General features: G+C 72.7%; 22 protein-coding genes and 1 pseudogene. 18 read left to right on the top strand and 5 right to left on the bottom strand.

Translation table 11 applies throughout. The features are described 5' to 3' along the window. Positions 1-130 precede the first annotated feature (130 nt). Both ABT015_RS04530 and ABT015_RS04525 read left to right on the top strand, forming a co-directional pair. A complete protein-coding gene (locus ABT015_RS04530) occupies positions 131-2,794 on the top strand; it encodes a transglycosylase domain-containing protein (protein WP_350876700.1) in 2,664 nt (887 codons plus the stop codon). 162 nt (positions 2,795-2,956) lie between these two features. Then, positions 2,957-4,534, top strand: coding sequence for a glycosyltransferase family 87 protein (locus tag ABT015_RS04525; protein ID WP_350876698.1), 1,578 nt, complete (start codon positions 2,957-2,959; stop codon positions 4,532-4,534). Positions 4,535-4,558: 24 nt separating this feature from the next. On the opposite strand, the gene ABT015_RS04520 is transcribed toward ABT015_RS04525, so the two are convergent. The 3 genes from ABT015_RS04520 to ABT015_RS04510 form a co-directional block, all read right to left on the bottom strand. Continuing rightward, positions 4,559-5,593 (bottom strand): alanine racemase, encoded by a 1,035-nt coding sequence (locus ABT015_RS04520; protein ID WP_350876696.1) that lies wholly within the window; start codon positions 5,591-5,593, stop codon positions 4,559-4,561. A 13-nt stretch (positions 5,594-5,606) separates the two neighbouring features. Next, positions 5,607-6,725: a lipid II:glycine glycyltransferase FemX gene (locus tag ABT015_RS04515; protein ID WP_063348484.1), complete on the bottom strand. Its 1,119-nt coding sequence runs from the start codon at positions 6,723-6,725 to the stop codon at positions 5,607-5,609. 178 nt (positions 6,726-6,903) lie between these two features. Continuing rightward, positions 6,904-7,203: a hypothetical protein gene (locus ABT015_RS04510; RefSeq protein WP_063348485.1), complete on the bottom strand. Its 300-nt coding sequence runs from the start codon at positions 7,201-7,203 to the stop codon at positions 6,904-6,906. A 315-nt stretch (positions 7,204-7,518) separates the two neighbouring features. Between ABT015_RS04510 and rpsF the strand changes: the two genes are divergently transcribed. The 4 genes from rpsF (at position 7,519) to rplI (ending at position 9,304) form a co-directional block, all read left to right on the top strand. Further along, positions 7,519-7,809 (top strand): 30S ribosomal protein S6, encoded by a 291-nt coding sequence (rpsF, locus tag ABT015_RS04505; protein ID WP_063348486.1) that lies wholly within the window; start codon positions 7,519-7,521, stop codon positions 7,807-7,809. A 96-nt stretch (positions 7,810-7,905) separates the two neighbouring features. Then, positions 7,906-8,523 (top strand): single-stranded DNA-binding protein, encoded by a 618-nt coding sequence (locus ABT015_RS04500; RefSeq protein WP_350876693.1) that lies wholly within the window; start codon positions 7,906-7,908, stop codon positions 8,521-8,523. An 80-nt stretch (positions 8,524-8,603) separates the two neighbouring features. Further along, positions 8,604-8,840 carry a 30S ribosomal protein S18 gene (rpsR, locus tag ABT015_RS04495; protein WP_030304537.1) on the top strand — a complete coding sequence of 79 codons (237 nt, stop codon included), beginning with the start codon at positions 8,604-8,606 and terminating at the stop codon, positions 8,838-8,840. Positions 8,841-8,857: 17 nt separating this feature from the next. Beyond that, positions 8,858-9,304, top strand: coding sequence for a 50S ribosomal protein L9 (gene rplI, locus ABT015_RS04490; RefSeq protein WP_063348488.1), 447 nt, complete (start codon positions 8,858-8,860; stop codon positions 9,302-9,304). A 98-nt stretch (positions 9,305-9,402) separates the two neighbouring features. Here rplI and ABT015_RS04485 read toward each other — a convergent pair whose 3' ends face one another. Beyond that, positions 9,403-10,743, bottom strand: coding sequence for an MATE family efflux transporter (locus ABT015_RS04485; protein WP_350876690.1), 1,341 nt, complete (start codon positions 10,741-10,743; stop codon positions 9,403-9,405). A gap of 452 nt (positions 10,744-11,195) precedes the next feature. Here ABT015_RS04485 and dnaB point away from each other — a divergent pair, with 452 nt between their 5' ends. Together dnaB and ABT015_RS04475 are read left to right on the top strand one after the other, a co-directional pair. Next, positions 11,196-12,833: a replicative DNA helicase gene (dnaB, locus tag ABT015_RS04480; protein WP_350876687.1), complete on the top strand. Its 1,638-nt coding sequence runs from the start codon at positions 11,196-11,198 to the stop codon at positions 12,831-12,833. A 96-nt stretch (positions 12,834-12,929) separates the two neighbouring features. Then, the gene (locus ABT015_RS04475; RefSeq protein WP_350876685.1) at positions 12,930-14,402 is read left to right on the top strand and encodes an acyltransferase family protein; all 1,473 of its coding nucleotides are present in this window, start codon (positions 12,930-12,932) and stop codon (positions 14,400-14,402) included. Between the two features lie 73 nt (positions 14,403-14,475). On the opposite strand, the gene manA is transcribed toward ABT015_RS04475, so the two are convergent. After that, entirely contained in the window at positions 14,476-15,666 is a 1,191-nt protein-coding gene (gene manA, locus ABT015_RS04470) for a mannose-6-phosphate isomerase, class I (RefSeq protein WP_350876683.1), read from the bottom strand. 329 nt (positions 15,667-15,995) lie between these two features. On the opposite strand from manA, the gene ABT015_RS04465 reads away from it, so the two are divergent. From ABT015_RS04465 to ABT015_RS04420, 10 genes and pseudogenes are all read left to right on the top strand, one after another. Next, complete coding sequence (locus tag ABT015_RS04465; RefSeq protein ID WP_350876681.1) at positions 15,996-16,760, top strand: polyprenol monophosphomannose synthase; 765 nt, start codon at positions 15,996-15,998, stop codon at positions 16,758-16,760. Between the two features lie 232 nt (positions 16,761-16,992). Beyond that, complete coding sequence (locus tag ABT015_RS04460) at positions 16,993-18,039, top strand: MBL fold metallo-hydrolase (RefSeq protein WP_350876679.1); 1,047 nt, start codon at positions 16,993-16,995, stop codon at positions 18,037-18,039. Positions 18,040-18,055: 16 nt separating this feature from the next. Next, positions 18,056-18,637, top strand: a complete 582-nt coding sequence (gene mobA / locus ABT015_RS04455) for a molybdenum cofactor guanylyltransferase (RefSeq protein ID WP_402446651.1) — start codon at positions 18,056-18,058, stop codon at positions 18,635-18,637. Positions 18,638-18,731: 94 nt separating this feature from the next. Then, positions 18,732-19,013 (top strand): annotated as a pseudogene (locus tag ABT015_RS04450) (DUF6457 domain-containing protein); the annotation flags it as partial. Beyond that, positions 19,010-20,275, top strand: coding sequence for a molybdopterin molybdotransferase MoeA (locus ABT015_RS04445; protein ID WP_350876677.1), 1,266 nt, complete (start codon positions 19,010-19,012; stop codon positions 20,273-20,275). The pseudogene ABT015_RS04450 and the gene ABT015_RS04445, both read left to right, overlap by 4 nt. 49 nt (positions 20,276-20,324) lie before the next feature. Continuing rightward, positions 20,325-21,371, top strand: coding sequence for a potassium channel family protein (locus ABT015_RS04440; RefSeq protein ID WP_350876675.1), 1,047 nt, complete (start codon positions 20,325-20,327; stop codon positions 21,369-21,371). Between the two features lie 47 nt (positions 21,372-21,418). Continuing rightward, positions 21,419-22,396, top strand: a complete 978-nt coding sequence (locus ABT015_RS04435; RefSeq protein WP_350876673.1) for an NAD(P)H-quinone oxidoreductase — start codon at positions 21,419-21,421, stop codon at positions 22,394-22,396. A gap of 134 nt (positions 22,397-22,530) precedes the next feature. Beyond that, on the top strand, positions 22,531-23,199 hold the full coding sequence (locus tag ABT015_RS04430; RefSeq protein WP_350876671.1) for a hypothetical protein: 669 nt from the start codon (positions 22,531-22,533) through the stop codon (positions 23,197-23,199). A gap of 197 nt (positions 23,200-23,396) precedes the next feature. Further along, positions 23,397-24,008, top strand: coding sequence for a bacterial proteasome activator family protein (locus ABT015_RS04425; protein ID WP_350876669.1), 612 nt, complete (start codon positions 23,397-23,399; stop codon positions 24,006-24,008). A gap of 259 nt (positions 24,009-24,267) precedes the next feature. Continuing rightward, positions 24,268-25,427, top strand: a 1,160-nt coding sequence (locus ABT015_RS04420; RefSeq protein ID WP_350876667.1) for a protein kinase domain-containing protein, incomplete at its 3' end; no start/stop codon positions are given.

Genomic DNA, 25,427 nt, shown 5'->3' with positions numbered 1-25,427 from the left:
AGTTGGGATTCCCGGCTGCGTACGCTGTCGCGTGTGCACGAGGACCACCTCCGGGGTTAGGGCGGTTGGCGGGCATCGGACGTGAACCCTGCCTTCAGGCTGGAACCGCCTGGCGAGGAGTGGCTGCAACATGAGTGAACGACGGCGAAGGACGCCCAGCCCGGGCGGTGACGGGCAGCAGCCCCCGGGTGGTGGTGGCCGTCAGGGCGGACCCGGCCGGGACGAGGTGAGCTCGGACGGCATCGGCCGCCGGCGCCCCCCCGGCGAACGGGAGACCGCTCAGCAACCCCGGATGGGCCGCGCCGAGATGCGCAAGGCCGCCCAGAAGGGCGGCAAGGGCGGCCGGCGCGGTGCTGCCGCCGCCACCGCGTCCGCGGCCGCCGCCGCAGGCCCCGGCAAGAAGCGGTTCATCGACTACCCGCGCTTCGGCAAGACCGGCGTCCGGCGCTGGCTGCCGTCCTGGCGGCAGTGGCTGAGCGGCTTCCTGATCTTCTTCGCCACCTGCGTGGGCGGGGTGTTCTACCTCTACCAGACCACCGAGATCCCGCAGCTCAAGGATCTGATGAAGGACCAGAACACGATCTACTACTGGGCCGACGGCTCGGAGATGACCCGCAAGGGCGAGACGAACCGTCAGATCGTCGAGCTCTCCGACATCAGCCCCAACCTGCAGAACGCCGTGATCGCGGCGGAGAACCAGACCTTCCGCGAGGACAGCGGCATCGACCCCAAGGGCATGCTCCGCGCCGTCTACAACATGGCCAAGGGCGGCGAGACCCAGGGCGCCTCGACGATCACCCAGCAGTACGTCAAGAACGCGTACCTCAGCCAGGAGCAGACCCTCAGCCGCAAGCTGAAGGAATTCTTCATCACGCTGAAGATCAATCAGAAGATGCAGAAGCCGGACATCCTCAAGGGGTACCTGAACACCAGCTGGTTCGGCCGCGGCTCGAACGGCGCCCAGGCCGCCGCACAGGCCTACTACGGGGTCGACGCCAAGGACCTCGACCTCTGTCAGAGCGCCATGCTGGCCGGCCTGTTGAAGGGCGCGTCGTACTACGACCCGACGAAGCCGGAGAACAAGGAGCGGGCCCAGGGGCGGTGGGCCTGGATCCTCGAGAACATGGTGAAGACCAAGGCCATCACCCCGGAGGAGCGCGCCAAGTGCGCCACGTTCCCCGACCCGATTCCGGTGAAGCCCAACTCCAGCATGAACGGTGAGGTCAGCTACCTGGTCGACACCGCCAACAAGTACCTGATGGCCACCGACAAGTCGATCACCCAGCAGGTGATCGACAAGGGCGGCCTGAAGGTCTACACCACCTTCGAGAAGGACAAGGTCGACGCCCTGAAGAAGGCCGTCGACGACGTCAAGGGCGAGAACCTCAACGCCCAGAAGCGCCCCAACAACGACACCTTCATCCAGTTCGGCTCCGCCAGCATCCGCCCCGGCGACGGCGCGATCGTCGCCCTCTACGGCGGCGACGGCGTGGAGAACGGCCACTTCGACAACAACGCCGACGCCATCGGCGTCCAGGTCGGCTCGACCTTCAAGCCCTTCGTGCTGGCGACCGCCATGCAGATCGGCGTCCAGACGGCCACCGACGACAAGGGCAAGCCGAAGCGGATCAACGCCGACAGCCGCTACCTGTCCGACGACATGTCCGAGATCCGCAAGCCGGACGGCTCGTTGGTGATCGGCGACGACGGCAAGCCCTACCGGCAGAAGAACGAGGACTCCGGCAAGCGCGGCTACGTCTCGCTGCGGGCGGCCATGCAGAACTCCTACAACGTGCCCTTCGTCCAGCTCAACCAGGACGTCGGCGGTCAGAACGTGGCCAACATCGCCGAGCAGATGGGCGTCCGGAAGGAGAGCTTCGCCGACCCGAAGACCCCGACCTTCGCCCTCGGCACCTCCACCATCAGCCCGATCCGGATGGCCACCGCCTACGGCACCCTGGCCGCCAGCGGCAAGGAGGCCGAGCCCTACTCGGTCACCAAGGTCGAGGTGAACGGCACCGAGCGCCCCGGCTTCGGCAAGAAGGACTCCAAGGTCGCCCTGGAGCCGGCCGTCGCGGACAACGTCACCGACGTGCTGGTGAACGTGGTGAAGAACGGTACCGGTTTCAAGGCCAAGGAGCTGGGCCGCCCGGTGGCCGGCAAGACCGGTACCACCGACCAGAACAAGTCGGCCTGGTGGGTCGGCTACACCCCGCAGCTGGTGACCAGCGTCGCGATGTGGCGCGAGGACCCGAGCAAGCACGAGCGGCTGTCGCTCAACGGCACCGGCGGCAAGGAGTCCATCCACGGCGGTGACATCCCGACCGACGTCTTCACCCGGTACATGAAGGCCGCGCTGGCCAACGAGAAGAAGGTGGACTTCCCGGCCCCGCAGCCGGTCGGCACCGAAGTGGACTCCTCCGGCGCCCCGGTCTCGCCGAGCATGACGCCCACGCCGACGACGAGCGAAACCCCGTCGGCCCCGCCCGCGACCCAGCCGGCCAACAACCAGCCGCCGCCGACCAACAACAACCAGCCGCAGCCGCCCGTGTCCAGCCAGGGCCCGGGCTGTGTCCCGGGCGTGGACTGCCCGGGCACGCAGCCGAGCCAGACGCCGTCGCACACCAGGACCAACCCCGGTCCGACGAACAGCTGCGGGCTCCTCGGCTGCACCACGCCCCCGCCCACGGCGCCGCCGACGGACCCCCCGCCGACGAGCAGCAAGCCGACCGGCAAGCCGCCGACCCCGTCCTCGACCGGCGGTGGCGGTGGGCAGAACGCGCTGCTGCCCTGACCACCACCCGCTGAGCGGATGAACCGAACGGCGGTGGCGGCCCTCTCCGGAGGGCCGCCACCGCCGTTTCGTCATGATTCGCCGTGCCGCCGGGCGACGGAGGCCGGGCCCGTTGCGGGGTCCTCCTCGTCCCGGTGGGGCCGGTGCGGCAGGATGTCCGGCATGACGTCGAGCGATCGTGACGAATCCGCAGGGCCGGTCGGGCCCGGCGACGCCGCAGGACCGGTCGGGCCGGCCGTCGCCACGGCCGCGCCGCCGGTCAACACCGTGGTCGTCCCGGCCGACGAGGACCCGGTGGCGGCGGCCGGCAGCGAGGTGATCGGCGGCCCGCCGGGCCGCCGGGCGCTGCTGGGCGTCTCCTGGTGGATCCCGGCGCGCTTCCTGGCGCTGGCGGTGATCGTGATCTCGGTGCTCGGCATGGTGCAGAAGGCGCCCTGCTACAACCAGGCCTGGTTCCAGCCGGGTTCGCCGCAGTACATCCACGCCTGCTACAGCGACATCCCGCACCTGTTCTCCGGCCGCGGCTTCTCGGCCGGGCTGCACCCGTACGTGGACCGCATCCCGGGCACCTCGGGGGATCTGCAGTACCTCGAATACCCGGTGCTGACCGGCCTGTTCATGCAGGTCGCGGCCTGGCTGACGCCCGGCGCCGGCACCGCGCAGGACCAGGAGCGGTGGTTCTGGGCGATCAACGCGGGGCTGCTGATGGCCTGCGCGGTGGTCGCCGTGGTGGCGCTCTCGCGCACCCACCGCCGCCGCCCCTGGGACGCCCTGCTGTTCGCGCTCGCGCCCGTCCTGCTGCTGAACGGCACGGTCAACTGGGACCTCCTCGCGGTCGCGCTGGCCGCCGTGGCGATGGCCTGGTGGTCCGGCTCCCGGCCCGGCTGGGCGGGTGTCTTCATCGGCCTGGCCACTGCGGCCAAGCTCTACCCGGTGCTGCTGATCGGCCCCCTGCTGGTGCTCTGCTGGCGAGCCGGGAAGTGGCGCGAGTTCCGGGTGATGCTGGCCGGCGCGGCCGGCTCCTGGCTGCTGGTCAACCTGCCGATCATGGCGGCCAACTGGCAGGGCTGGTCGACCTTCTACGTGTTCAGCAAGCACCGCGCCGAGGACTACGGCTCGTTCTGGCTGATCCTGATGCAGAGCCGGGGTACGGGGCTGGCCGACCTCGACGTCTACATCGGCGTGCTGATGGTCCTCGGCTGCCTGGCCATAGCGTGGCTCGGCTTCTCGGCGCCCCGCCGCCCGCGCTTCGCGCAGCTGGCCTTCCTGGTGGTCGCCCTGTTCGTGCTGGTCAACAAGGTGTACTCGCCGCAGTACGCGCTCTGGCTGCTGCCGCTCGCGGTGCTGGCCCGGCCGCGCTGGCGGGACTTCCTGATCTGGCAGGCCTGCGAGGTGCTGTACACCCTGGGCATCTGGTCCCACCTGGGCTTCGTCACCGGGCCCAAGCAGCACGGGATCGGCGAGGCCTGGTACCACTTCGCGGTCGTGCTGCACCTGCTGGGCACGCTCTACCTGGTGGTCATGGTGGTCCGCGACGCCCTGCAGCCGGACCGCGACCCGGTGCGCTGGGACGGCAGCGACGACCCGTCGGGCGGGGTGCTCGACCGGGCCCCGGACGTGTTCGTGCTCGGCACCGCCCGGACGCTGCGCGAGGAGGAGAGCTACGCCGGATACGCGCCGGCCGGCTCCGAGCAGTGGCTGGACGAGCCAGGACTGCCGGAGCCGGCCGAGAAGGCGTAGCCGCTCTCAGGCGCTTCGCACGCCCTAGCGGTCCACCACGCGGTCGAAGTGCGTGGTGGTGTGCCGGACCTGGAGGCCGAGCTCCTCGCCGATCGCGGGGGGCTTGGTCTCGCCGTCCAGGAACAGCAGCGAGACCTGCATGTGCGGCGGCTCGGCGAACCAGAGCTGCTTGCCGGCCCAGTGGAACGGCGACTTGGTCTTGTTGACGGTCGCCAGGCCGGCCCGGGCGATGCCCTTGGCCCGGGAGGCCATGGTCTGCACGTACTTCGGCGCCTCCAGGCCGATGCCGTGCGCGGTGCCGCCGGCCACCACCACGATGTGGCCGTCGGCCGGCGCGGGGTGCTGGCGGTAGCCGTAGCGGTCGCCCTTCTTCACCGGGGTGACGTCCAGCACCGTGGCCCGGACCTCCAGCGCGCCGTGGTCGCCCAGCCAGAGCCGGGTGCCGATCCGGGCCCGGAAGACGATGTCCGGGTAGCGCTGGGCCAGCTGCTCCATGCCGGCCGCGCCGAGGTGGCTGACGTACACGGTGTGCACCGGCACCCCGGCCGCCCGGGCGGTGTCCACCCAGTGGACGACCTCCTCGGTCGGGCTGGAGCCGTCCGGCCGGTCCATCGGCAGGTGCAGCGCCAGGCCCTCGAAGGCGACGCCGTCCAGCTCGGCGGCGACGGCCGTGAGGTCGGCGGCGCTCACCCCGTGGCGGCGCATGGAGGTCATGCACTCCACCACCACCCGGGTGCCGTGCAGCGCCCGCAGCGCGTCCAGGTTCGCCACCGTCCGGATCACCCGGGCGTGCGGCAGCGGCAGGGCCTCCTCGCCGACCCGGTACGGGGTGAGCACCAGCAGCTCGCCGCCGTACCATTCGGCGGCGTCGGCCGCCTCGTACGCGGTGCCGACGGCCAGCACACCGGTGCCCAGCAGCGTCGCCTCCTCGGCCAGCCGGTGGTTGCCCAGGCCGTAGCCGTTCCCCTTGGCGACCGGCACCAGGCCGGGGAACTCGGCGAGGACGGAGCGCTGGTGGGTGCGCCAGCGTTCGGTGTCGAGGTAGAGCGACAGCGTCATCGGGTCAGCCTCCTCAGCGGCGGGACATGTAGAGGTCGAGGGCCTTGTGCAGCAGCTTGTTGAGCGGGAAGTCCCACTCGCCGAGGTACTCGGCGGCCTGGCCGCCGGTGCCGACCTTGAACTGGATCAGGCCGAACAGGTGGTCGTTCTCGTCCAGAGTGTCGCTGATGCCGCGCAGGTCGTAGACGCCGCCGCCGAGCGCGTAGGAGTCGCGCATCATCCGCCACTGGATCGCGTTGGACGGCTTGACCTCGCGCTTGTGGTTGGCCGAGGCGCCGTAGGAGTACCAGACGTGCTCGCCGACCACCAGCATCGTGGTCGCGGCCAGCGGCTCGCCGTCGTGGTAGGCGATGTAGAGCCGCATCCGGTTCTGGTCCTCGGCGGTGAGGGCCTTCCACATCCGCTGGAAGTAGGACAGCGGGCGCGGGGTGAACTTGTCGCGCTCGGCGGTCACCAGGTAGAGCTGGTGGAAGATCGGCAGCTCGTCGTAGCCGCCCTGGTACACCTCGACGCCGCTCTTCTCGGCCTTCTTGATGTTGCGGCGCCAGAGCTGGTTGAAGTTCTTGTGGATGTCGTCCAGCGAGCGGTTGGCCAGCGGCACCTGGAAGACGTAGCGGGGCTGGACGTCGCCGAAGCCGGCGCCGCCGTCCTCGCCCTGCAGCCAGCCGGCCTTGCGCAGCCGGTCGGCCACCTCGAAGGCGCGCGCCTCGTACCAGTCGGCCTCGACGTCGCGCAGGCGCTTGGCCTGCTTGCCGGCGATGGCCTCCTTGATGGTGGGGGCGTTCCAGCGGCGGATGACGATCGGCGGGCCCATCTTGACCGAGAACGCGCCCTGGGACTTGAGGTGGGCGAGCATCGGGGAGAGCCAGCGGTCGAGGTCCCGGTCGAACCAGTCGATGACCGGGCCCTCGGGCAGGTAGGCGAGGTAGCGCTTGAGCTTGGGCAGCTGCCGGTAGAGCACCAGGCCGGCGCCGACGAGCTGGTTGGCCTCGTCGAACCAGCCGATCGACTCCGAGCGCCACTCGGCCTTCACGTCACCCCACGACGGCACCTGCATGTGGCTGGCCGAGGCGCGGCTCCTGATGAAGGCGAGGTGCTCCTCGCGGGTGATCGTCCTCAGGCGCAGGCTCATTGCTCGGTGCTCCTCGTCGGTCGGGCTGCGGTGGGCCCAGGTTCTCGGGCTGACCCTATCGTCCGGGGCCCGGGCGCCCGCCGCTGCGGGCGCGACGGCGCCCCCGTCGCGTACCTGTCTCCTTGCAGATACGCCACGGGGGCGCCGAGGGTTCCGGAACGGGTGCGACCGGGGCGGCTCAGCCCCAGAGGCCGCCCCGGGCGATGCCGAGGTAGAAGCCGATGGCGGAGGCGCCGAGCGTGATCATCAGCACGAAGCGCTCGGCCGTGGTGACCGAGACGAACATGCCGAGCAGCCCCGTGATGATCCCGAACAGACCGGTCCACGAGGTCAGCAGGTGCAGGTTGTGGAAGAACGAGGTGGTGAAGGCGATCACGCCCAGCACGGCGGTGAGGCCCACCAGGGCGTTCTCGCGGGGGTGCGGGTGGCCGTCGGTGTTCAGTGTGAGCGCGGGCATGCGGTGGACGGACTGGGCCATGAGTCCCACCTCCTGGCGTGGAGACGAACGGGCAGGAATCCCGTTCCGTCCAGATTGCGGCGGTTGGGTCGGTCTCACAACCCCTATGCGTTTTGTTCGGCCGTCCGGGTGCGGGTAGGCTGTGCCGTCTGCACTGGTGTAGTTGTGCCCCCTTGCGCCCTCTTCCGGGCGACCACCCCGTCGGGTGAGCGGGGCCCGATTGTCGGACCCGGCCGCTACGGTGGCCGGTGTCGTCACTGCTCCGGTGCCGACGCTGCACAACCCTCCTGCCACGGAGAGACCGTGGCCGTTGAGTCCAAAGGAGGTGGGTTACCCATGCGTCACTACGAGGTGATGGTCATCCTCGACCCCTCGGTCGAGGAGCGCGCTGTCTCCCCCCTGATCGAGAACTTCCTCACCGTCGTCCGGAACGCCGGCGGCAAGGTGGAGAAGGTCGACACCTGGGGTCGTCGCCGTCTGGCTTACGAGATCAACAAGCAGTCCGAGGGCATCTACTCGGTCATCGACCTGAAGGCCACGCCTGAGGTCGTCAAGGAGCTCGACCGCCAGATGGGCCTGAGCGAGTCGGTTCTGCGGACCAAGGTCCTGCGCCCGGACACCCACTGAGCCACCTCTGAGGCCTTCGGGTCTCGGGTAGCTCGCGTCCGCTGTTTCACGTGAAACAGCGGTGAACGGACATCTTCCCGAGAGGTCATCACCACCATGGCAGGCGAGACCGTCATCACCCTCGTCGGCAATCTCGTCGACGACCCCGAGCTGCGCTTCACCCCGTCGGGTGCGGCGGTCGCGAAGTTCCGTATCGCGTCCACCCCCCGCACCTTCGACCGTCAGACGAACGAGTGGAAGGACGGCGAGAGCCTCTTCCTCACGTGCAACGTCTGGCGGCAGCCGGCGGAGAACGTGGCCGAGTCGCTGCAGCGCGGCATGCGCGTCATCGTGCAGGGCCGACTGCGCCAGCGGTCTTACGAGACCAAGGAAGGCGAGAAGCGGACGGTCTTCGAGGTCGAGGTCGACGAGGTCGGCCCGAGCCTGCGCTCGGCGACCGCGAAGGTCACCCGGGCCAACCGGTCCGGTGGCCCCGGCGGTTCTGGTGGCGGCTTCGGCGGCCAGCAGGGCGGCGGCGGTGGCCAGCAGGGCGGTTGGGGCGGCGGTGGCGGCCAGCAGGGCGGCGGCAGCTGGGGTGGAAACTCCGGCGGCGGCGGCCAGTCCGGCCCCTCCGACGACCCGTGGGCGTCCAGCACTCCGTCCGGCGGCCAGCAGGGCGGCGGCAGCTGGGGCGCCCCGTCCGGTGGCGGCTTCTCGGAAGAGCCCCCGTTCTAAGAGCTGACAGATTTCGTGCGGCCCGGCCGCCGGCGTCCTGAGGACGCGGGCCGGGCCGTGAACCCCAAATGGAGCACACAATGGCGAAGCCGCCTGCTCGCAAGCCGAAGAAGAAGGTTTGCGTCTTCTGCAAGGACAAGGTCAACTACGTTGACTACAAGGACACGAACCTGCTGCGGAAGTTCATCTCCGACCGCGGCAAGATCCGTGCCCGCCGGGTCACCGGCAACTGCACCCAGCACCAGCGCGACGTCGCCACGGCCGTGAAGAACAGCCGTGAGATGGCGCTGCTGCCCTACACCAGCACCGCGCGCTAAGAGAGGGTGACCAAGTAATGAAGATCATCCTCACGCACGAGGTGCCGGGTCTCGGCTCCGCCGGCGAGGTCGTCGAGGTCAAGGACGGCTACGCCCGCAACTACCTGGTTCCGCGTGGCTACGCCATCCGCTGGACCAAGGGCGGCCAGAAGGACGTCGACGCGATCCGTCGCGCCCGCAAGATCCACGAGATCCAGACCCTTGAGGCCGCCAACGAGGTCAAGGGCAAGCTCGAGGGCGTCCAGGTCAAGCTGGCCGTTCGCTCGGGCGACGCCGGCCGTCTGTTCGGTTCGGTGACCCAGGCCGACGTCGTGGAGGCCATCAAGGCCGCCGGCGGCCCGGCTGTGGACAAGCGCGCCGTCGCGATCGCCTCGCCGATCAAGACCGTGGGCACCCACAAGGTCTCGGTCAAGCTGCACGCCGACGTCCAGGCCAACCTCGACGTCGCCGTCGTCGCTGCCTGAGTTCCGTAGCAGTGGCCTGAGGGCCGGACTCCTCCGGGAGTCCGGCCCTCGGTCGTGTTCCGGTGCGTCCGGTGCCGGAGCCCCCGGCCCCGGCGCCGTCAGCCCCGGACGGCCCCGGTGACCAGCCAGCGGCCACCGCGCGCCCGCCCGACCAGGAAGGCCGCGCGGACCAGCATGAACAGGTTCATCGCCCACCACAGCCCGGCCAGCCCGGTACCGGTGGCCGGCACCGCGATCGCCGCCGGGGTGAACACCGCCAGGGTCGCGATCGCCGCCCAGGCCAGGTAGGGGCCGTCCCCGGCTCCCATCAGCACCCCGTCCAGCACGAAGACCAGGCCGGCGACCGGCTGGCTCAGCGCGAGCAGCAGCAGGGCGGTGTCCAACTGCCCCTGCACCGCCGGGTCGGGCGTGAACAGCGGGACGTACAGCGGGCGGGCGGCCACCACCAGCAGTCCCAGCAGCACGCCCGAGCCGATGCCCCACTCGACCATCCGGCGGGTGGCGGCCCTGGCACCCGGGACGTCCTCGGCGCCCAGGTAGCGGCCGATGATCGCCTGGCCGGCGATCGCGATGGCGTCCAGGGCGAAGGCCAGGAAGCTGAACAGCGTCATGGTGATCTGGTGCGCGGCCACCTGGTCGTCGCCCAGCCGGGCGGCCACCGCGGTGGCGATCATCAGCACCGCGCGCAGGCTGACCGTCCGGACCAGCAGCGGACCGCCCGCCCTCGCACTGGCCCGGATGCCGGTCGCGTCCGGCCGCAGCGAGGCGTGCTCGCGCCGCGCCCCGCGCACCACCACGACCAGGTAGACGGCGGCCATCCCGGTCTGCGCGAGCACGGTGCCCCAGGCCGAGCCGGCCACCCCGAGCCCGGCGCCGTACACCAGGCCGGCGTTCAGGCCGATGTTGGCGGCGAAGCCCGCGACCGCCACCAGCAGCGGCGTGCGGGTGTCCTGGAGGCCGCGCAGCACGCCGGTGGCGGCCATCACCATGAGCATCGCGGGGATGCCCAGGGCGCTGATCCGCAGGTACGTCACGGCGTAGGGGGCGGCGGTCTCCGAGGCCCCCAGGACGTCGGCCGCCCAGGGGGCCAGCAGCACGGTGAGCAGCACCACCGGGACGGCCAGGCCGAGGGCGAGCCAGATGCCGTCGACGCCCTGCTGGACGGCGCCGCGGCGGTCCCCGGCACCGATCCGGCGGGCCACCGCCGCGGTGGTGGCGTAGGCGAGGAAGACGAACACGCCGGTCGCGGTGGACAGCGCGGCGGCGGCGACGCCGACCCCGGCCAGCTGCGGGGTGCCGAGGTGGCCGACGATCGCCGAGTCGGCCATCAGGAACAGCGGCTCGGCGACCAGCGCGCCGAAGGCCGGGACGGCCAGTGCGAGGATCTCCCGGTCGTGCCGGCGTCTGGAGGGGGTCGGGGCTGCGGGAGGCGCGGTCATGGGCCCCAGGCTACTCATCCACAGGTAATGACTGCTAGTGCCAGTTGGCTATTACTCGAATTCTTGAGCGAGGCGCCCGGCCCGCTCCGCGCCCGAGGGCGTCCGGCTGTGTGTGAAGAATTTCTCATGCACAGGCCCGGTAAGAGGTAATACCTGGTCAACAGGTTGACGGTGGACAGATGGTCTGGTTATCCACAGGGCCTTCCACAGGGGCGTCCACAGCTTTGCGGCACTTCTCCACAGCCCAGGGCCGCTCGTCCACACCCCCTGTGGATAACCGCCTTGGCTGAACGGCTCCCGGCGCCTTAGCGTGGGCCCTCCGCCCGACACTCCCGCCCGCCCCGGCGTCCGATTTGTCGGTGCCGTGGCGTACAAAGAGGAGCGGCTCCGCTCCACCCAGCCACCGGCAAGGCCCGCTCCAACTCGCACCACTCGCTGATCGGGGAACACGCGTGACCGGCCCCCAGTACGACGACCACGACGCCCCGCCGCCGGAGGAGGACTGGCAGCCCGCCGAGGACCCCTTCCCGGCCGGCGCCTTCGACGACGCGTCCTTCCCCGACGGGCCCGGCGACCGGCTCCCGGTCTCCCGCAGCCGCTCCGCCCAGGGCGGCGGCCGGGAGGGCGGCCGGGACGGCGGCGGTCGCGAGGGCGGCTTCCAGAAGGGCGGCAAGGGCGGCCGGAGCGGCTCCCAGCGCGACGGTTCGCAGAGCGGTGGCAGCGGCTGGCAGCGCCGCGACGACGAGGGCCAGGGCGGCGTGGACGGCTTCGAGCGCGTCCCCCCGCAGGACCTCGCCGCCGAGCAGTCCGTCCTCGGCGGCATGCTGCTCTCCAAGGACGCCATCGCCGACGTGGTCGAGGTGCTCAAGCCGGCCGACTACTACCGGCCCGCGCACGAGATGGTCCACGGCGCGATCCTCGACCTGTACGCCCGCGGCGAGCCGGCCGACCCGATCACCGTGGCCGGCGAGCTCACCAAGCGCGGCGAGCTGCAGCGCGTCGGCGGCGCCTCCTACCTGCACACCCTGGTCAACTCCGTCCCGACCGCCGCCAACGCCGAGTACTACGCCCAGATCGTCCACGAGCGCGCCGTCCTGCGCCGCCTGGTCGAGGCCGGCACCCGGATCGCCGGCATGGGCTACGCGGCCGAGGGCGACGTCGACGAGATCGTCAACGCCGCCCAGGCGGAGATCTACGCCGTCACCGAGCAGCGCACCAACGAGGACTACGCGCCGCTCGCCGACATCATGGAGGGCGCCCTCGACGAGATCGAGGCGATCGGCTCCCGCAACGGCCAGATGTCCGGCGTCCCGACCGGCTTCGCCGACTTCGACGCGCTCACCAACGGCCTCCACCCCGGCCAGATGATCGTCATCGCGGCCCGCCCCGCGATGGGCAAGTCGACCCTGGCGCTGGACTTCGCCCGCGCCTGCTCGATCCAGAACAAGCTGCCGAGCGTGATCTTCTCGCTCGAAATGGGCCGCAACGAGATCGCCATGCGCCTGCTGTCCGCCGAGGCCCGGGTCGCGCTGCACCACATGCGCTCCGGGAACATGACGGACGACGACTGGACCCGCGTCGCCCGCCGGATGCCCGACGTCAGCGAGGCGCCGCTGTTCATCGACGACTCCCCGAACCTGTCGATGATGGAGATCCGGGCCAAGTGCCGCCGGCTCAAGCAGCGCAACGACATCAAGCTGGTCGTCATCGACTACCTCCAGCTGATGCAGTCCGGCGGCTCCCGCCGGGCGGAGAACCGCCAGCAGGAGGTCTCCGACATGTCGCGAAACCTGAAGCTGCTGGCCAAGGAGCTGGAAGTCCCGGTCATCGCGCTCTCCCAGCTGAACCGTGGCCCCGAGCAGCGCACCGACAAGCGGCCGATGGTCTCCGACCTGCGCGAGTCCGGCTCGATCGAGCAGGACGCCGACATGGTCATCCTGCTCCACCGCGAGGACGCCTACGAGAAGGAGTCCCCGCGCGCCGGCGAGGCCGACCTGATCGTCGCCAAGCACCGTAACGGCCCCACCGCCACCATCACGGTGGCCTTCCAGGGCCACTACTCGCGCTTCGTCGACATGACCCGGGACTAGGCCGGACAGGACCTGGGAGCGGCCGGGGGCATCGGGAGGCCTCGTCCGACCGTCACCGGGGCGAACGCATCGGTGTGATGAGCTACTGTCCGTGCGGTGAAAACGATACGACAGCTGTCCGCCCGCCGGGCCGGGGGAAGCAAGCAGGCTCGGGCGGGCGGATCGGCCAGTCGGCTGGGCTGGCTCGACGCACTTCGCGGCGTGGCCGCCCTGGTGGTGGCGCTCCACCACTTCGACGTCCTGAAGATGCTGCCGGACGGGGTGGCGTCCTTCATCTGGTGGCACGCCGACCTGGGCCTCTACGGCGTCATGCTGTTCTTCCTGGTCAGCGGTTACATCATCCCGGCCTCGCTGGAGCGCCGCGGGGACGTGCGGGCGTTCTGGATCGGACGGATCTTCCGGCTCTGGCCGCCGGTGATCATCGGTATCACGGTGGCGCTCGCCATCATCCCGAAGGGCGACGGCTCGGTCGCGCTCTTCGCCACCGATCACGACCTGATCTACGTGGCCGCCAACTCGACCATGCTGCAGGACTTCATGGGCGTCTGGAACGGCCTGGGCGTCATGTGGACCCTCAGCTACGAGATGGTCTTCTACTACATGGTCACCGCGCTCTTCACGGTCGGCCAGCACCGCCGCAGCGGCCCGATCGCGGTCGGCTTCGCCGGCGTGGCGCTGCTCTTCGGCACCTCCATCGCCTCCCACACGCTGACCAGCGACATCACCTCGACCCGCAACCTGGTCTGGGGCTCCGTCCTGATCGTGCTGTTCGGCTTCGCCTGCGTGCTGAGCGGTCGGCCGAACCTGACCCGGGTCGGGGCGATCACGCTCGGGCTGCTGGGCTTCGTGCTGATGTACAACAACAGCCGGGCCCCGATGTTCGAGACCCTGATGATCTTCGCGACGATGTTCGCGGGCACCGCGATCTACCGGGCCGAGAACCGCCAGATCGACCGCCTCCAGGCGATCCTGTGCTGCGGCTTCGTGCTCGTCGCGGGGGTGGCCGTCGCCTGGATGTACAACCGCGACGGCATGGAGCAGAACACCTGGACGTCCGGCTGGATGGCCTGGGCCGGCTCGTACCTCGGGGCCTGGATCACGTTCGGCATCGGCATGGCGCTGCGCAAGCGCCGCTTCCCGAAGCCGCTCACCTGGCTCGGCGGGATCAGCTTCTCGCTCTACCTGCTGCACGTCCCGCTGGTGCACACCATCCAGCCGCTGCTGCACGTGCCCAAGGTGCCGCCGACGACCGGCGGCAAGCTGATCTGGACGGCCGAGTACCTCGTCGTGATCATGCTGGCGAGCTGGGTGATGTACCGGCTGGTGGAGCTGCCCGTGCAGAAGCTGGGCCGCAAGGTGGCCAAGGCGGTCGAGCGCCGCTGGCCGGGCAGCGTCCCGCAGCCGGCGGCCGCCGCGCCGATCGGGGCGCCCGCGACCGGCGAGGCCGCCGGAGCTGTTCCGGCTCAGCCCGGCGCGAAGGGCGAGGGCGAGGGCCAGGGCGGGGGCCAGGACCAGGAACAGGTGCCGGTCGAGGTCGGCGCCGGCGGCCCGGGGCAACGGGTCGGCTGACGCCGCACGGACCCACCGAGGGCTCGCCTCCCACCCGGGAGGCGAGCCCTCGGTGCGTGGTCCCCGGGCGCCGTCAGACGGTGACGGTGGCGCGGAAGATGGTCGTGGCGGTGCCGGACAGCCGGGTGGGGGCGCCGGTGGCGGGGAGGAAGGCCGACCGGCCGCGGGCGAGGTCCAGGGTGGTGCCGTCGGCGGCGGTGAGCCGGGCGGTGCCCTCGGTGCAGAGCAGGATCTGCGGGGCGCGGCCGTCGATCTCGCGGTCCCGGCCGTCCAGGACGAAGCGGGAGAGCCGGAACTCGTCGATCGGGACGGGGTAGAGCTCCTCGCCGGCGGTGCCGTCGACCGGGCGGGGGTGCAGCACCTCGGGGGCGCCGGCCTCGAAGACCAGGACCTTCAGCAGCTCGGGCACGTCGATGTGCTTGGGGGTGAGGCCGGCCCGCAGCACGTTGTCGGAGTTGGCCTGGAGCTCGACGCAGGCACCCGCCAGGTAGGCGTGCGGCACGCCGGCGTCCAGGTAGAGCGCCTCGCCGGCCCGGAGCCGGAAGTGGTTGAGCAGCAGGGCGGCGATCAGGCCGCGGTCCTCCGGGAAGTCCTCGGCGATCCGGGCGTACGGCCCGTAGTCGCCGGCCGGGTCGGTGCGGGCCAGGGCCTCGGCCGTCTCCCGGACGGTCTCCTCGGCGGCCTTCCCCTCCATGGTGAGGACGGCGGCCAGCGTGCCGCGCAGCGCCTCGGCCTCGTCCTGGACGGCCAGCAGGTCGATCAGCGGGCCGAGCCCGGGCACCGCGAGCCCGGCCATCAGCCCGGCCGCCTCGGCGGGCCGCCGGAAGCCGCAGAGCCCCTCGAAGGCGCCCAGCGCGCAGACCATCTCGGGCTTGTGGTTGGCGTCGCGGTAGCTCCGCTCGGGGGCGTCCAGCGGGATGCCGAGGGCGTTCTCGGCGGCGAACCCGGCGCGGGCCTGGGCGATCGTGGGGTGGGCCTGGATGGACAGCGGGATGCCCGCGGTCAGGATCTTGAACAGGAACGGCAGGGTCGGACCGAACCGGGCGACGGTCGCGGCGCCGAGTTCGCCCTCGGGGTCGGCCGCGATCAGCTCGTCCAGCCGGCGGGGCCCCTCGCCCCGGTCGGCCCGGGACGGGTCGCCGGGGTGGGCGCCCATCCACAGCTCGGCCTGCGGTTCGCCGGTCGGCTCCTGCCCGAGCAGTTCGGGCAGGGCGGTCAGCGACCCCCAGGCGTACGGGCGGACGGTGTTGATGAGCCTGTCCATGCGCGCGGTCCTACTCCTTCGCTGGGTGGCGGGTGTGCCGGATCGTCGGGGCAACGGGCCCGACGGTGCGGGGGCCGGGCACGGGCAAGGTCATCGACCCTAGCCGACCGGTGTCGCCCGCGAGGAAACGGCGGGTACCGGAGGGGAGTGCCCTGGCCGGACCGGTGGTTCCCGGGCGCGGTAGTAGGATGCCAGGACGCAGTAGTCTCCGCCCTGCACAGCAGTTTCCACCGTGGTTCACCCCGTCGGCGGGCTGCCGGCGGAGCCGCGTTCCAGAGTGCGGGCGATGGTGTTCTGACACTCCCCGCCATCGGCCGAGAGGTTTGTACGTGACCGTGAACCAGCAGAGTTTTGCTGATCTCGGCAGGGTCCTGGTGATCATTCCGACCTACAACGAGGCGGAGAACGTCGAGCGGATCGTCGGCCGGGTGCGGGCGGCGGTCCCCGAGGCCCACGTGCTGGTCGCCGACGACAACAGCCCCGACGGCACCGGCGAACTGGCCGACAAGCTGTCCGCCGAGGACCCGAACGTGCACGTCATGCACCGCAAGGGCAAGGAGGGCCTGGGCGCCGCCTACCTCGCGGGCTTCCGCTGGGGCATCGACAACGGCTACGACGTCCTGGTCGAGATGGACGCGGACGGCTCGCACCAGCCCGAGGAACTGGACCGGCTGCTGAGCGCGCTGCGCGGCGCCGACCTGGTGCTGGGCTCGCGCTGGGTGCCGGGCGGCCGGGTGGTGAACTGGCCGAAGTCGCGCCTGCTGCTCTCCCGCGGCGGCTCGACCTACTCGCGGCTGGCGCTGGGCGTGCCGATCCGGGACGTCACCGGCGGCTACCGGGCGTTCCGCAAGGAGACCCTGCTGGGCCTGGGCATGGACGAGGTGGCCTCGGCCGGGTACTGCTTCCAGGTCGACCTGGCCTGGCGCACGGTGAAGGCCGGGTTCAAGGTGGCCGAGGTGCCGATCACCTTCGTCGAGCGCGAGCTGGGCGCGTCCAAGATGAGCCGCAACATCGTGGTCGAGGCGCTGTGGCGGGTGACCGCCTGGGGCGTCGCCGACCGGCTGGCCCGCCTGCGCGGCGCGGCCAAGCGCTGACCTCCACGACGTGACCGCCCGGGGCCCGTCCGTTGTCACAACGGACGGGCCCCGGGCGCGTTCGTGCCCTGGGGCGGGCCGCCCACGACGCCGGGGCGCCGGCCGTTCGAACCGCGATGTGACCTGAGCCGGAAGGCCCGCCCCGCCGGGCGCGCCTCCCGCGCAATCCGACACCGGTACTCCCATGCTGTAGGGCGCAGGAAGTCCGACCGCCGACCAGAGGGAGCAGCCAGTGACGTCGTCCCCGCCCGAGGAGGGCGCCGGCGCGGAGCGCACGGCCGCCGAGGCCGCCGCCCCGGACCCCGAGCGGCCCGCCCGCCCGCTGGAGGTCGCCGTCTTCACCGGCCCCGAATCGGCCTTCTTCGCCACCTCCACCCTGATCCTCGGCGAGCGGACCGCGATCCTGGTCGACGCCCAGCTCACCCGCAGCGCCGGCCGCGAACTCGCCGAATGGGTCGCCGGCAAGGGCCGCCGACTGCTCGCCATCGTCGTCACCCACCACCACCCCGACCACTACTTCGGCGCCGAGGAGGTGCTGAGGCTCTTCCCCGACGCCCGGCTGCTGGCCGCGCCCGCCGTGGTCGACGGCATCCGGCGCACCGCCGCCGCCAAGGTCGCCCAGTGGAAGCCGGTCTACGGCGACGACATCCCGGACCACCCGCTGATCCCCGCCCCGCTGCTGCCGCAGCCCCTCATGCTCGACCGCCAGGTCATCCCCGTGCTGCTGCTCGGCCAGGGCGACTGCGGCGACTCGACGGTCGTCCACGTGCCGAGCATCCGGACGGTGATCGCCGGGGACTTCGCCTACAACGGCACCCACGTCTGGACCGCCGACACCACCCCGGCCCAGCGCACCACCTGGGGCCACAACCTCGGCCGGATCGCCGACCTCGGCGTGGACCGGGTCATCGCCGGCCACCGCGCACCCGACCAGGGCGACGACGCCGCCCGGGTGCTCGCCTTCACCGGCGAGTACCTCCAGGACTTCGACCGGCTGCTGGCCGAGCACCCGCACGACCCGGAGGCACTGGTCACCGCGATGAACGAGCGGTACGGGGAGCTGACGCTGCCGGCCATCCTGGAACTGGGCGCCGCCGCCAACACCGCCCGGGCGGCGCGCGGGGGCGAGATCGTCGAGGCGGAGATCGTCGAGGACGACATCATCGAGGCGGAGATCGTCGAGGACGAGCCCGTCGAGGAGCCCGAGGAGCCCGAGGAGCCCGAGGAGCCCGAGGAGCCCGGGAAGTCCCCGGAGCGCGGGACGGGCGGAGCCGGGTAGGGCGGATACTGGCCGCATGACGCCCTACGACGTGATCGTCCCGGCCGGCGGGGCCGCCCGTCGCCTCGGCGGGGCCGACAAACCCGGGCTGACCGTGGGTGAGACCACCCTGCTCGACCGGGTGCTCGCCGCCTGCGCGGGCGCCCGCACCACCGTCGTGGTCGGCCCCGGCCGGCCGACCGCGCGCACCGGCGTCCGCTGGACCAGGGAGCAGCCGCCGGGCGGCGGGCCGGTCGCCGCCGTCGCCGCCGGACTCGACCTGGTCACCGCGCCGACCGTGCTGCTGCTCGCCGCCGACCTGCCGTTCCTGGACCGGCGGACCGTCGACCGGCTGGTCACCGCCCTCGCCGAGGCGGGCCCGGCCGTCGACGCCGCCGTCCTGGTCGACGCCGGCGGGCGCGACCAGCCGCTCGCCGCCGCCTACCGGACCGCCCCGCTGCGCACCGCGCTGACCGCCCTCGGCGATCCGGCCGGCCTCCCGCTGCGCCGCCTCACCGGCGCTCTGGCCCGGCAGTTGGTGGCCGACACCGACAACGTCGCCTACGACTGCGACACCTGGGAGGACCTCGAACAGGCCCGGGAACGCGACCGGTCGTAGGGACACCCCGTGGTCCGTGCTCACGGCCCGCGCGGGTGTCGGCGCGGGAACGACGCGCGCCGCACACGGGGCGAACGCTCCGGGGAAACCGCCGATCAGGCAGCATGGGCGCATGGAGCGCACGCTGGAAGACTGGATCGCCGAGGTCAGGGCCGACCTGGGCATCGACCTGGACGTCGACGTCCGGGGACTGCTCGACCTCGCCCGGGTGGTCGCGCACGGGGTGGCCCGCCCGGCCGCGCCGCTGACCGCCTTTCTGATCGGCTACGCGGCCGCCCAGCAGGGCGGCGGGCCGGAGGCCGTGGCCGAGGCCGCCCGGCGGACCGCCGCGCTCGCCGAGCGCTGGAGCGCCGCCGCCGGGCCGGGCGAGCCGTGAGCGCCGTCGGGCAGACCACCGTGGCCGCCCCGTCGACCGGTCCCGGCGTACTGAGCTGGGCGCAGGCCCGCGAGGCCGCCCGCCGGGCCGGGCTGCGCCCGCTGCCGGCGGTCGGGCTGCCGCTCGCCGAGGCGCTCGGCCGCACCCTCGCCGAGCCGCTCACCGCGCTGACCGACCTGCCCGCCTTCGACACCTCCGCGATGGACGGTTGGGCGGTCTCCGGGCCGGGCCCCTGGCGGGTCGCCGGGCGGGTGCTGGCCGGTCGGGCCGCGTCCGCGCCGCTGGCCGACGGCGCCGCCGTCGAGATCGCCACCGGCGCCCAACTGCCGCCCGGCGCCACCGCCGTCCTGCGCCGTGAGCACGGCCGCACGGACGGCACGCTGCTGCACGACTGCGGCCACCAGTCGCTGACCACCGGTCAGGACGTCCGCCCGCGCGGCCAGGAGTGCCGCCGCGGCGAGGCGTTGCTGCCCGGTGGCGTCCCGGTCGGCCCGGCCGTGCTCGGCCTGGCCGCCGCCTGCGGTCACGACCGGCTCGCGGTGCGTCGCCGCCCGGTGGTCGAACTGCTCGTCCTCGGCGATGAGTTGCTCGCCTCGGGCGTTCCCGGTCCGGGCCTGGTCCGGGACGCGCTCGGGCCGCTGCTGCCGCCCTGGCTGCGGGCGGCCGGTGCCGAGGTGGCCGAAGTGCGGTCCGTCCGGGACGACTTCGGGCTGCTCCGGGACGCGCTGCGGCACTCCACCGCCGACATCGTGGTCACCACCGGCGGAACGGCGGCCGGCCCGGTCGACTTCCTGCACCGGGCCCTCGCCGAGGCCGGGGCCCGGCTGCTGGTGGACGGCGTGGCCGTTCGCCCCGGGCACCCGATGCTGCTGGCCGAACTCCCGTCGGCCGCATCCCCGTCGGCCGGCCCCGCCCTTGGCGGGGGTCCGGGTGGGCTTCCGGGCGGGCGGCACCTGGTGGGCCTGCCCGGCAACCCGCTGGCCGCCGTCGCCGGGACGGTCACCCTCGCCCTGCCGCTGCTGCACGCCCGCAGCGGGCGGTCCGCCGTCACCCGGGCCCTCGCCCCCACCGCCGTCGGCCTGCCCGGGCACCCGGCGGACACCCGGCTGCTGCCCGTCCGGCACACCGCCGACGGCGTCGTCCCGCTCGCCTTCGACGGGCCCGCGATGCTGCGCGGCCTCGCCCGGGCCGAGGCGCTGGCCGTGGTCCCGCCCGGCGGCGCGGCGGCCGGCGAACCCGTCGAACTGCTGGAGGCACCGTGAACGGGCCCACCGGGGCGTGCGCGTCCCACGACGGCGGGGAGGTGGCCGTATGAGCAGGCTGCGGGGTGCGCCCGCCCCGGGGACCGAGCCGTTGTCGGACGCCGGGATCGTGCTGCCCGCCCGGCGGAGCGCGCCGGCCCTCCGGCAGGTCGGCTCCCGGTTGCTGCTGGCGCTCGCCGTCCTGGTCGCCACGACGCTGATCGTCTACGTCGACCGGGACGGCTACAACGACAACGCGGGCGACGGGGTCAGCTTCCTGGACGCGGCGTACTACGCGACCGTGACGCTGTCCACCACCGGGTACGGCGACATCACCCCGTACAGCGACGGCGCCCGGCTCACCAACATCTTCGTGATCACCCCGCTGCGGGTGGTGTTCCTGATCATCCTGGTCGGGACCACGCTGGAGGTGCTCACCGAACGAACCCGCCAGCAGTGGCGGTTGAACCGCTGGAGGTCCACCGTGCGCGAGCACACCGTCGTCATCGGGTACGGCACCAAGGGCCGCAGCGCCGTTGACACCCTGCTCGGGCAGGGCGTGAAGAAGGACGAGATCGTCGTCGTCGACCCGCAGCGCAAGGTGATCGACCAGGCCGCCCGGCACGGGCTGGTCGGCGTGGTCGGCGACGCCACCCGCACCGACACGCTGCTGCGGGCCGAGGTGCCCACCGCCGCCCGGGTCGTGGTCGCGCCGGAACGGGACGACACCGCCGTCCTGGTCACGCTGACGGCGCGCCAGCTGAACAAGGGCGCCACCGTGGTCGCGGCCGTCCGGGAGGACGAGAACGCCCCGCTGCTGCGGCAGAGCGGCGCCGACGTCGTCGTCACCAGCTCCAGTTCGGCCGGGCGGCTGCTCGGCCTGTCGATGCTCAGCCCGCACGCCGGCGCGGTGATGGAGGACCTGCTCACCTACGGCAACGGCCTGGACGTGGTCGAGCGCCCCGTCACCCGGGCCGAGGCCGGGCACAGCCCGCGCGCCTGCGAGGACCTGGTGGTCGCGGTGGTCCGCGGCCGGCGGGTGCTCAACTACACCGAGCCCGAGGCCGCCGTGCTCCAGCTCACCGACCGGGTGATCGTGATCAAGTCGACCGGCTGACGCGGGCCTTGCCCGCTCCTCGCCATGACGCGCAGTAGGTTCGGGTCATGCATGCGATGACGATTCCCGTACCCGGCGGTCCCGAGGCACTCGTGTGGGCGGAGGTGCCCGACCCGGTGCCCGGCGAGGGCGAGGTCCTGGTCGAGGTGGCGGCCACCGCCGTCAACCGCGCCGACCTGCTCCAGCGGCAGGGCAACTACAACCCGCCGCCCGGCGCCTCGCCCTACCCCGGGCTGGAGTGCGCCGGGCGGATCGTCGCCCTCGGCCCGGGCGTGTCCGGCTGGGCGGTCGGCGACGAGGTGTGCGCGCTGCTGTCCGGCGGCGGGTACGCGCAGCTCGTCGCGGTGCCGACCGGGCAGTTGCTGCCGCTGCCCAAGGGCCTGGGCTTCGAGGAGGCCGCCGCGCTGCCCGAGGTCGCCTGCACGGTGTGGTCCAACGTGTTCCTCACCGCCCACCTGCGGCCCGGCGAGACGGTGCTGCTGCACGGCGGCGCGAGCGGCATCGGCACCATGGCGATCCAGCTGGCCAAGGCGGTGGGCGCGCGGGTCGCGGTGACCGCGGGCAGCGCCGGCAAGCTGGCCCGGTGCGTCGAACTCGGTGCCGACATCGCGATCGACTACCACGAGCGGGACTTCGTCGAGGCGGTCAAGGAGGCCACCGGCGGGGCCGGGGCGGACGTGATCCTGGACATCATCGGCGCCAAGTACCTGCAGCGGAACGTGGACGCGCTGGCCGTCAGCGGGCGGCTGGTGATCATCGGGCTGCAGGGCGGCGTGAAGGGCGAGCTCGACCTCAACACGCTGCTGCGCAAGCGCGCCGCGGTGATCGCCACCAATCTGCGCGGGCGCCCGCTGGCGGAGAAGGCGGCGATCGTGGCGGCGGTGCGCGAGCACGTGTGGCCGCTGGTGGAGTCCGGGGTGGTGAAGCCGGTGGTCGACCGGGTGCTGCCGCTGACCGGCGCCGCCGACGGGCACCGGGCGCTGGAGGCGGGGGAGCAGGTCGGCAAGGTCGTTCTGCGGGCCTGAGCCGGGAGCGAGGGTCCGCGGCCCGGGGCGGAGCATCCGAAATGCCCTGATCGTCGGATTGTGTGAGGCTGGTTCGGAGCTGTCCCGCCGCCGACCCCGCCGCGCGCGGTCGGCCGTCGGAAGGACCTCCGACCGTGGCCGCACCAACGCACCTCCTCGGGCCGCTGCCCGCCGCGCCGCACCACCGTCGTACCCGCCGTACCGGCCCGGGCCGGGCCCAGCGACTGATCGCGGCGGCCGTGCTCGGGCTCACGCTCCCGCTGGCCGCCGCTTCGGCGGCCGCCGCCGTCGGGCCGGCGTCGTCGCTGCCGTCCCCGTTCACCGCTGAGCCCGCCGCCGTGGGCGGGTCGGAGCCCGAGGCCGTTCCGGCGGTCGGGCCGCAGCACCCGCGCCCCGGCCGGGGTGACGCCCGGGTGTACCGGCGCTGGGTGGTGTGGGCACCCGAGCGCGCCGACACCGCACCGGAGCGGGCGCCGGACCGGGCGCCCGGGCAGAACCCCGAGCAGGCTCCTGCGCAGGCTCCCGGGCAGAACCCCGACCAGGTTCCTGACCGGAGCACCGGGCAGGCCGGTGCGGGGGACCGGCCCGAGGCCGACCAGGGCGCACCGGACGCGGCGGCTCCCGCCGCCGACGCCGCCGCCGCGGCCGCCGCCGCGACCTCCCAGGCCGTCGCCGCCGCCGTCCCCGCCGTCCTGCCCGCCCGCTGGCGGGACGCCTCGACCCTCCAGTTCCCGCTGGGCGCGGGGCTGGGGCTGATCGGCTGCGGCCTGGGGTTGATCGGGTTGCGGCTGCGCCGGGGGTGAGCCGCGGGGCGGGGCAGCGGGGGAGGTTCCGTGAGGGGTGTGTGCGCGCCCCAGGGGGGCCGGGGCGGGGCGGGAGCTGAGTATCCGTACGGATTCCGGGGCGGCGCCCGGGGGCGTACCGTCGTCAGCGGTGGCTCAGGACGGCGGTCGTACGGGGGCTTCCGCCCGACCAACCCCAGTGAGAGAGAATGTTGTTCATGACGAATCCGATGAACGAGCGCTCGTTTCAGCAGCCATTCCAGGCGGCGGGCGGGCAGTCGCAGGACGGCCAGAAGGTGCTGATCGTCGGACCGGACGGGCTGCCCGTGGGCCAGGGGTTCGCCGGCTCGGCGGGGGACGAGGACGAGGGCGACCTGCCGCGTGAGCTCCCGGTGACCGAGATGGTGGAGCAGCCCGCGAAGGTCATGCGCATCGGCAGCATGATCAAGCAGCTGCTGGAGGAGGTCCGGGCGGCGCCCCTCGACGAGGCCAGCCGGGCCCGGCTGAAGGACATCCACGCCAGTTCGATCAAGGAGCTGGAGCTCGGTCTGGCCCCCGAGCTGGTCGCCGAGCTGGAACGGCTGTCGCTGCCCTTCACCGAGGACAGCATTCCGACCGAGGCGGAACTGCGGATCGCCCAGGCCCAGCTGGTCGGCTGGCTGGAGGGCCTGTTCCACGGGATCCAGACCGCGCTGTTCGCCCAGCAGATGGCGGCGCGGGCCCAGCTGGAGCAGATGCGGCGGGCGCTGCCGCCCGGTCTGCACGGCGGCGAGCCGGACGAGGACGAGCCGGGCCAGGGCCGCGGCATCCGTTCCGGCCCGTACCTGTAACGGGTCGCCGACACCGGACGTACCACGACGGTCCGCCCCGGGCCGGGGCGCCGCCGGAAGACGCCCCGGCGGTCCGGGGACAGGACCGGCCCTGGACCGATCACCGTCGGCTTCAGCCGATACCCTGACCCCTGTCGCAGGCCGGTCGTACCGCCGCGGCAGGGGTCCGCCAGGCCCGCGGGCCCGGCCCACCACGCACGGACGAGACCGAACGTCACGGTCGCGGCGCCACGGCCGCGCCGAGGGGGAGCAGAGGACCATGAGCGAGCACGGCAACGCGGCGGTCGGGGGCTCCTCCCTGGGCAACGGCCGCTATGTGCTGCAGCGGCTGCTGGGCGAGGGCGGCATGGCCTCGGTGCACCTCGCGTACGACAGCGTGCTGGACCGGCAGGTCGCGCTGAAGAGCATGCACAACGAGCTGGGCCGGGACGCCTCGTTCAAGGAGCGGTTCCGCCGCGAGGCGCAGGCGGTGGCCCGGCTGGAGCACCCGAACATCGTCACGGTGTACGACAGCGGCGAGGACGTCGCGCCGGACGGCTCCAGCATCCCGTACATCGTCATGCAGCTGGTCGACGGCAAGGGCCTGCGCGAGGCGATCAACGAGGCGGTCGGCCAGTACGGCGCGATGCCGACCGAGGAGGCCCTGCGGGTCATCGTCGGCGTGCTGAACGCGCTGGAGGCCTCGCACGACATGTCCCTGGTGCACCGCGACATCAAGCCCGGCAACGTCATGTTCGACCGCAAGGGCAACGTCAAGGTCATGGACTTCGGCATCGCCCGGGCGCTGGAACCGGGCGCCACGTCGATGACGCAGACCGGCATGGTGGTCGGCACCCCGCAGTACCTGTCGCCCGAGCAGGCGCTCGGCAAGCCCGTGGACGCCCGCTCCGACCTCTACTCGGTCGGCGTGATGCTCTTCGAGATGCTCACCGGGCAGCTCGTCTTCGACGGCGACTCGGCGTTCTCGATCGCCTACAAGCACGTACAGGAGGAGCCGCCGGCGCCGTCCACCCTCAACCGGTCGGTCACCCCGGCGGTGGACGCCTTCGTCGCCCAGGCGCTGCGCAAGGACCCGGCGCACCGGTTCCAGAGCGCGGCCGCGATGCGGGACGAGGCGGAGCGGCTGATCGCGGTCGCGAAGGGCGGCGGCAGCGGGCACCCGTTGCAGGCCAGCACGCCGCTGGTGATCAACGAGGGCCCGCGCTCGGTGCACGCGGCGCCGCAGACCCCGCACCCCCAGTACCTCCAGCAGCCTCCGCCGCCGCAGCAGCCGCAGTACCGGACCCCGCCGCCGGCCTTCCAGCCACCGCGTCCGCAGGGGCCGCAGACCCCGCACCCCCAGTACCTCCAGCAGCCTCCGCCGCCGCAGCAGCCGCAGTACCGGACCCCGCCGCCGGCCTTCCAGCCACCGCGTCCGCA

Source organism: Kitasatospora sp. NPDC094016 (assembly GCF_040304045.1).
GTDB lineage: Bacteria > Actinomycetota > Actinomycetes > Streptomycetales > Streptomycetaceae > Kitasatospora.
The sequence above is the reverse complement of the archived record's forward strand: the minus strand, read 5'-3'. Positions and strand labels throughout refer to the sequence as shown.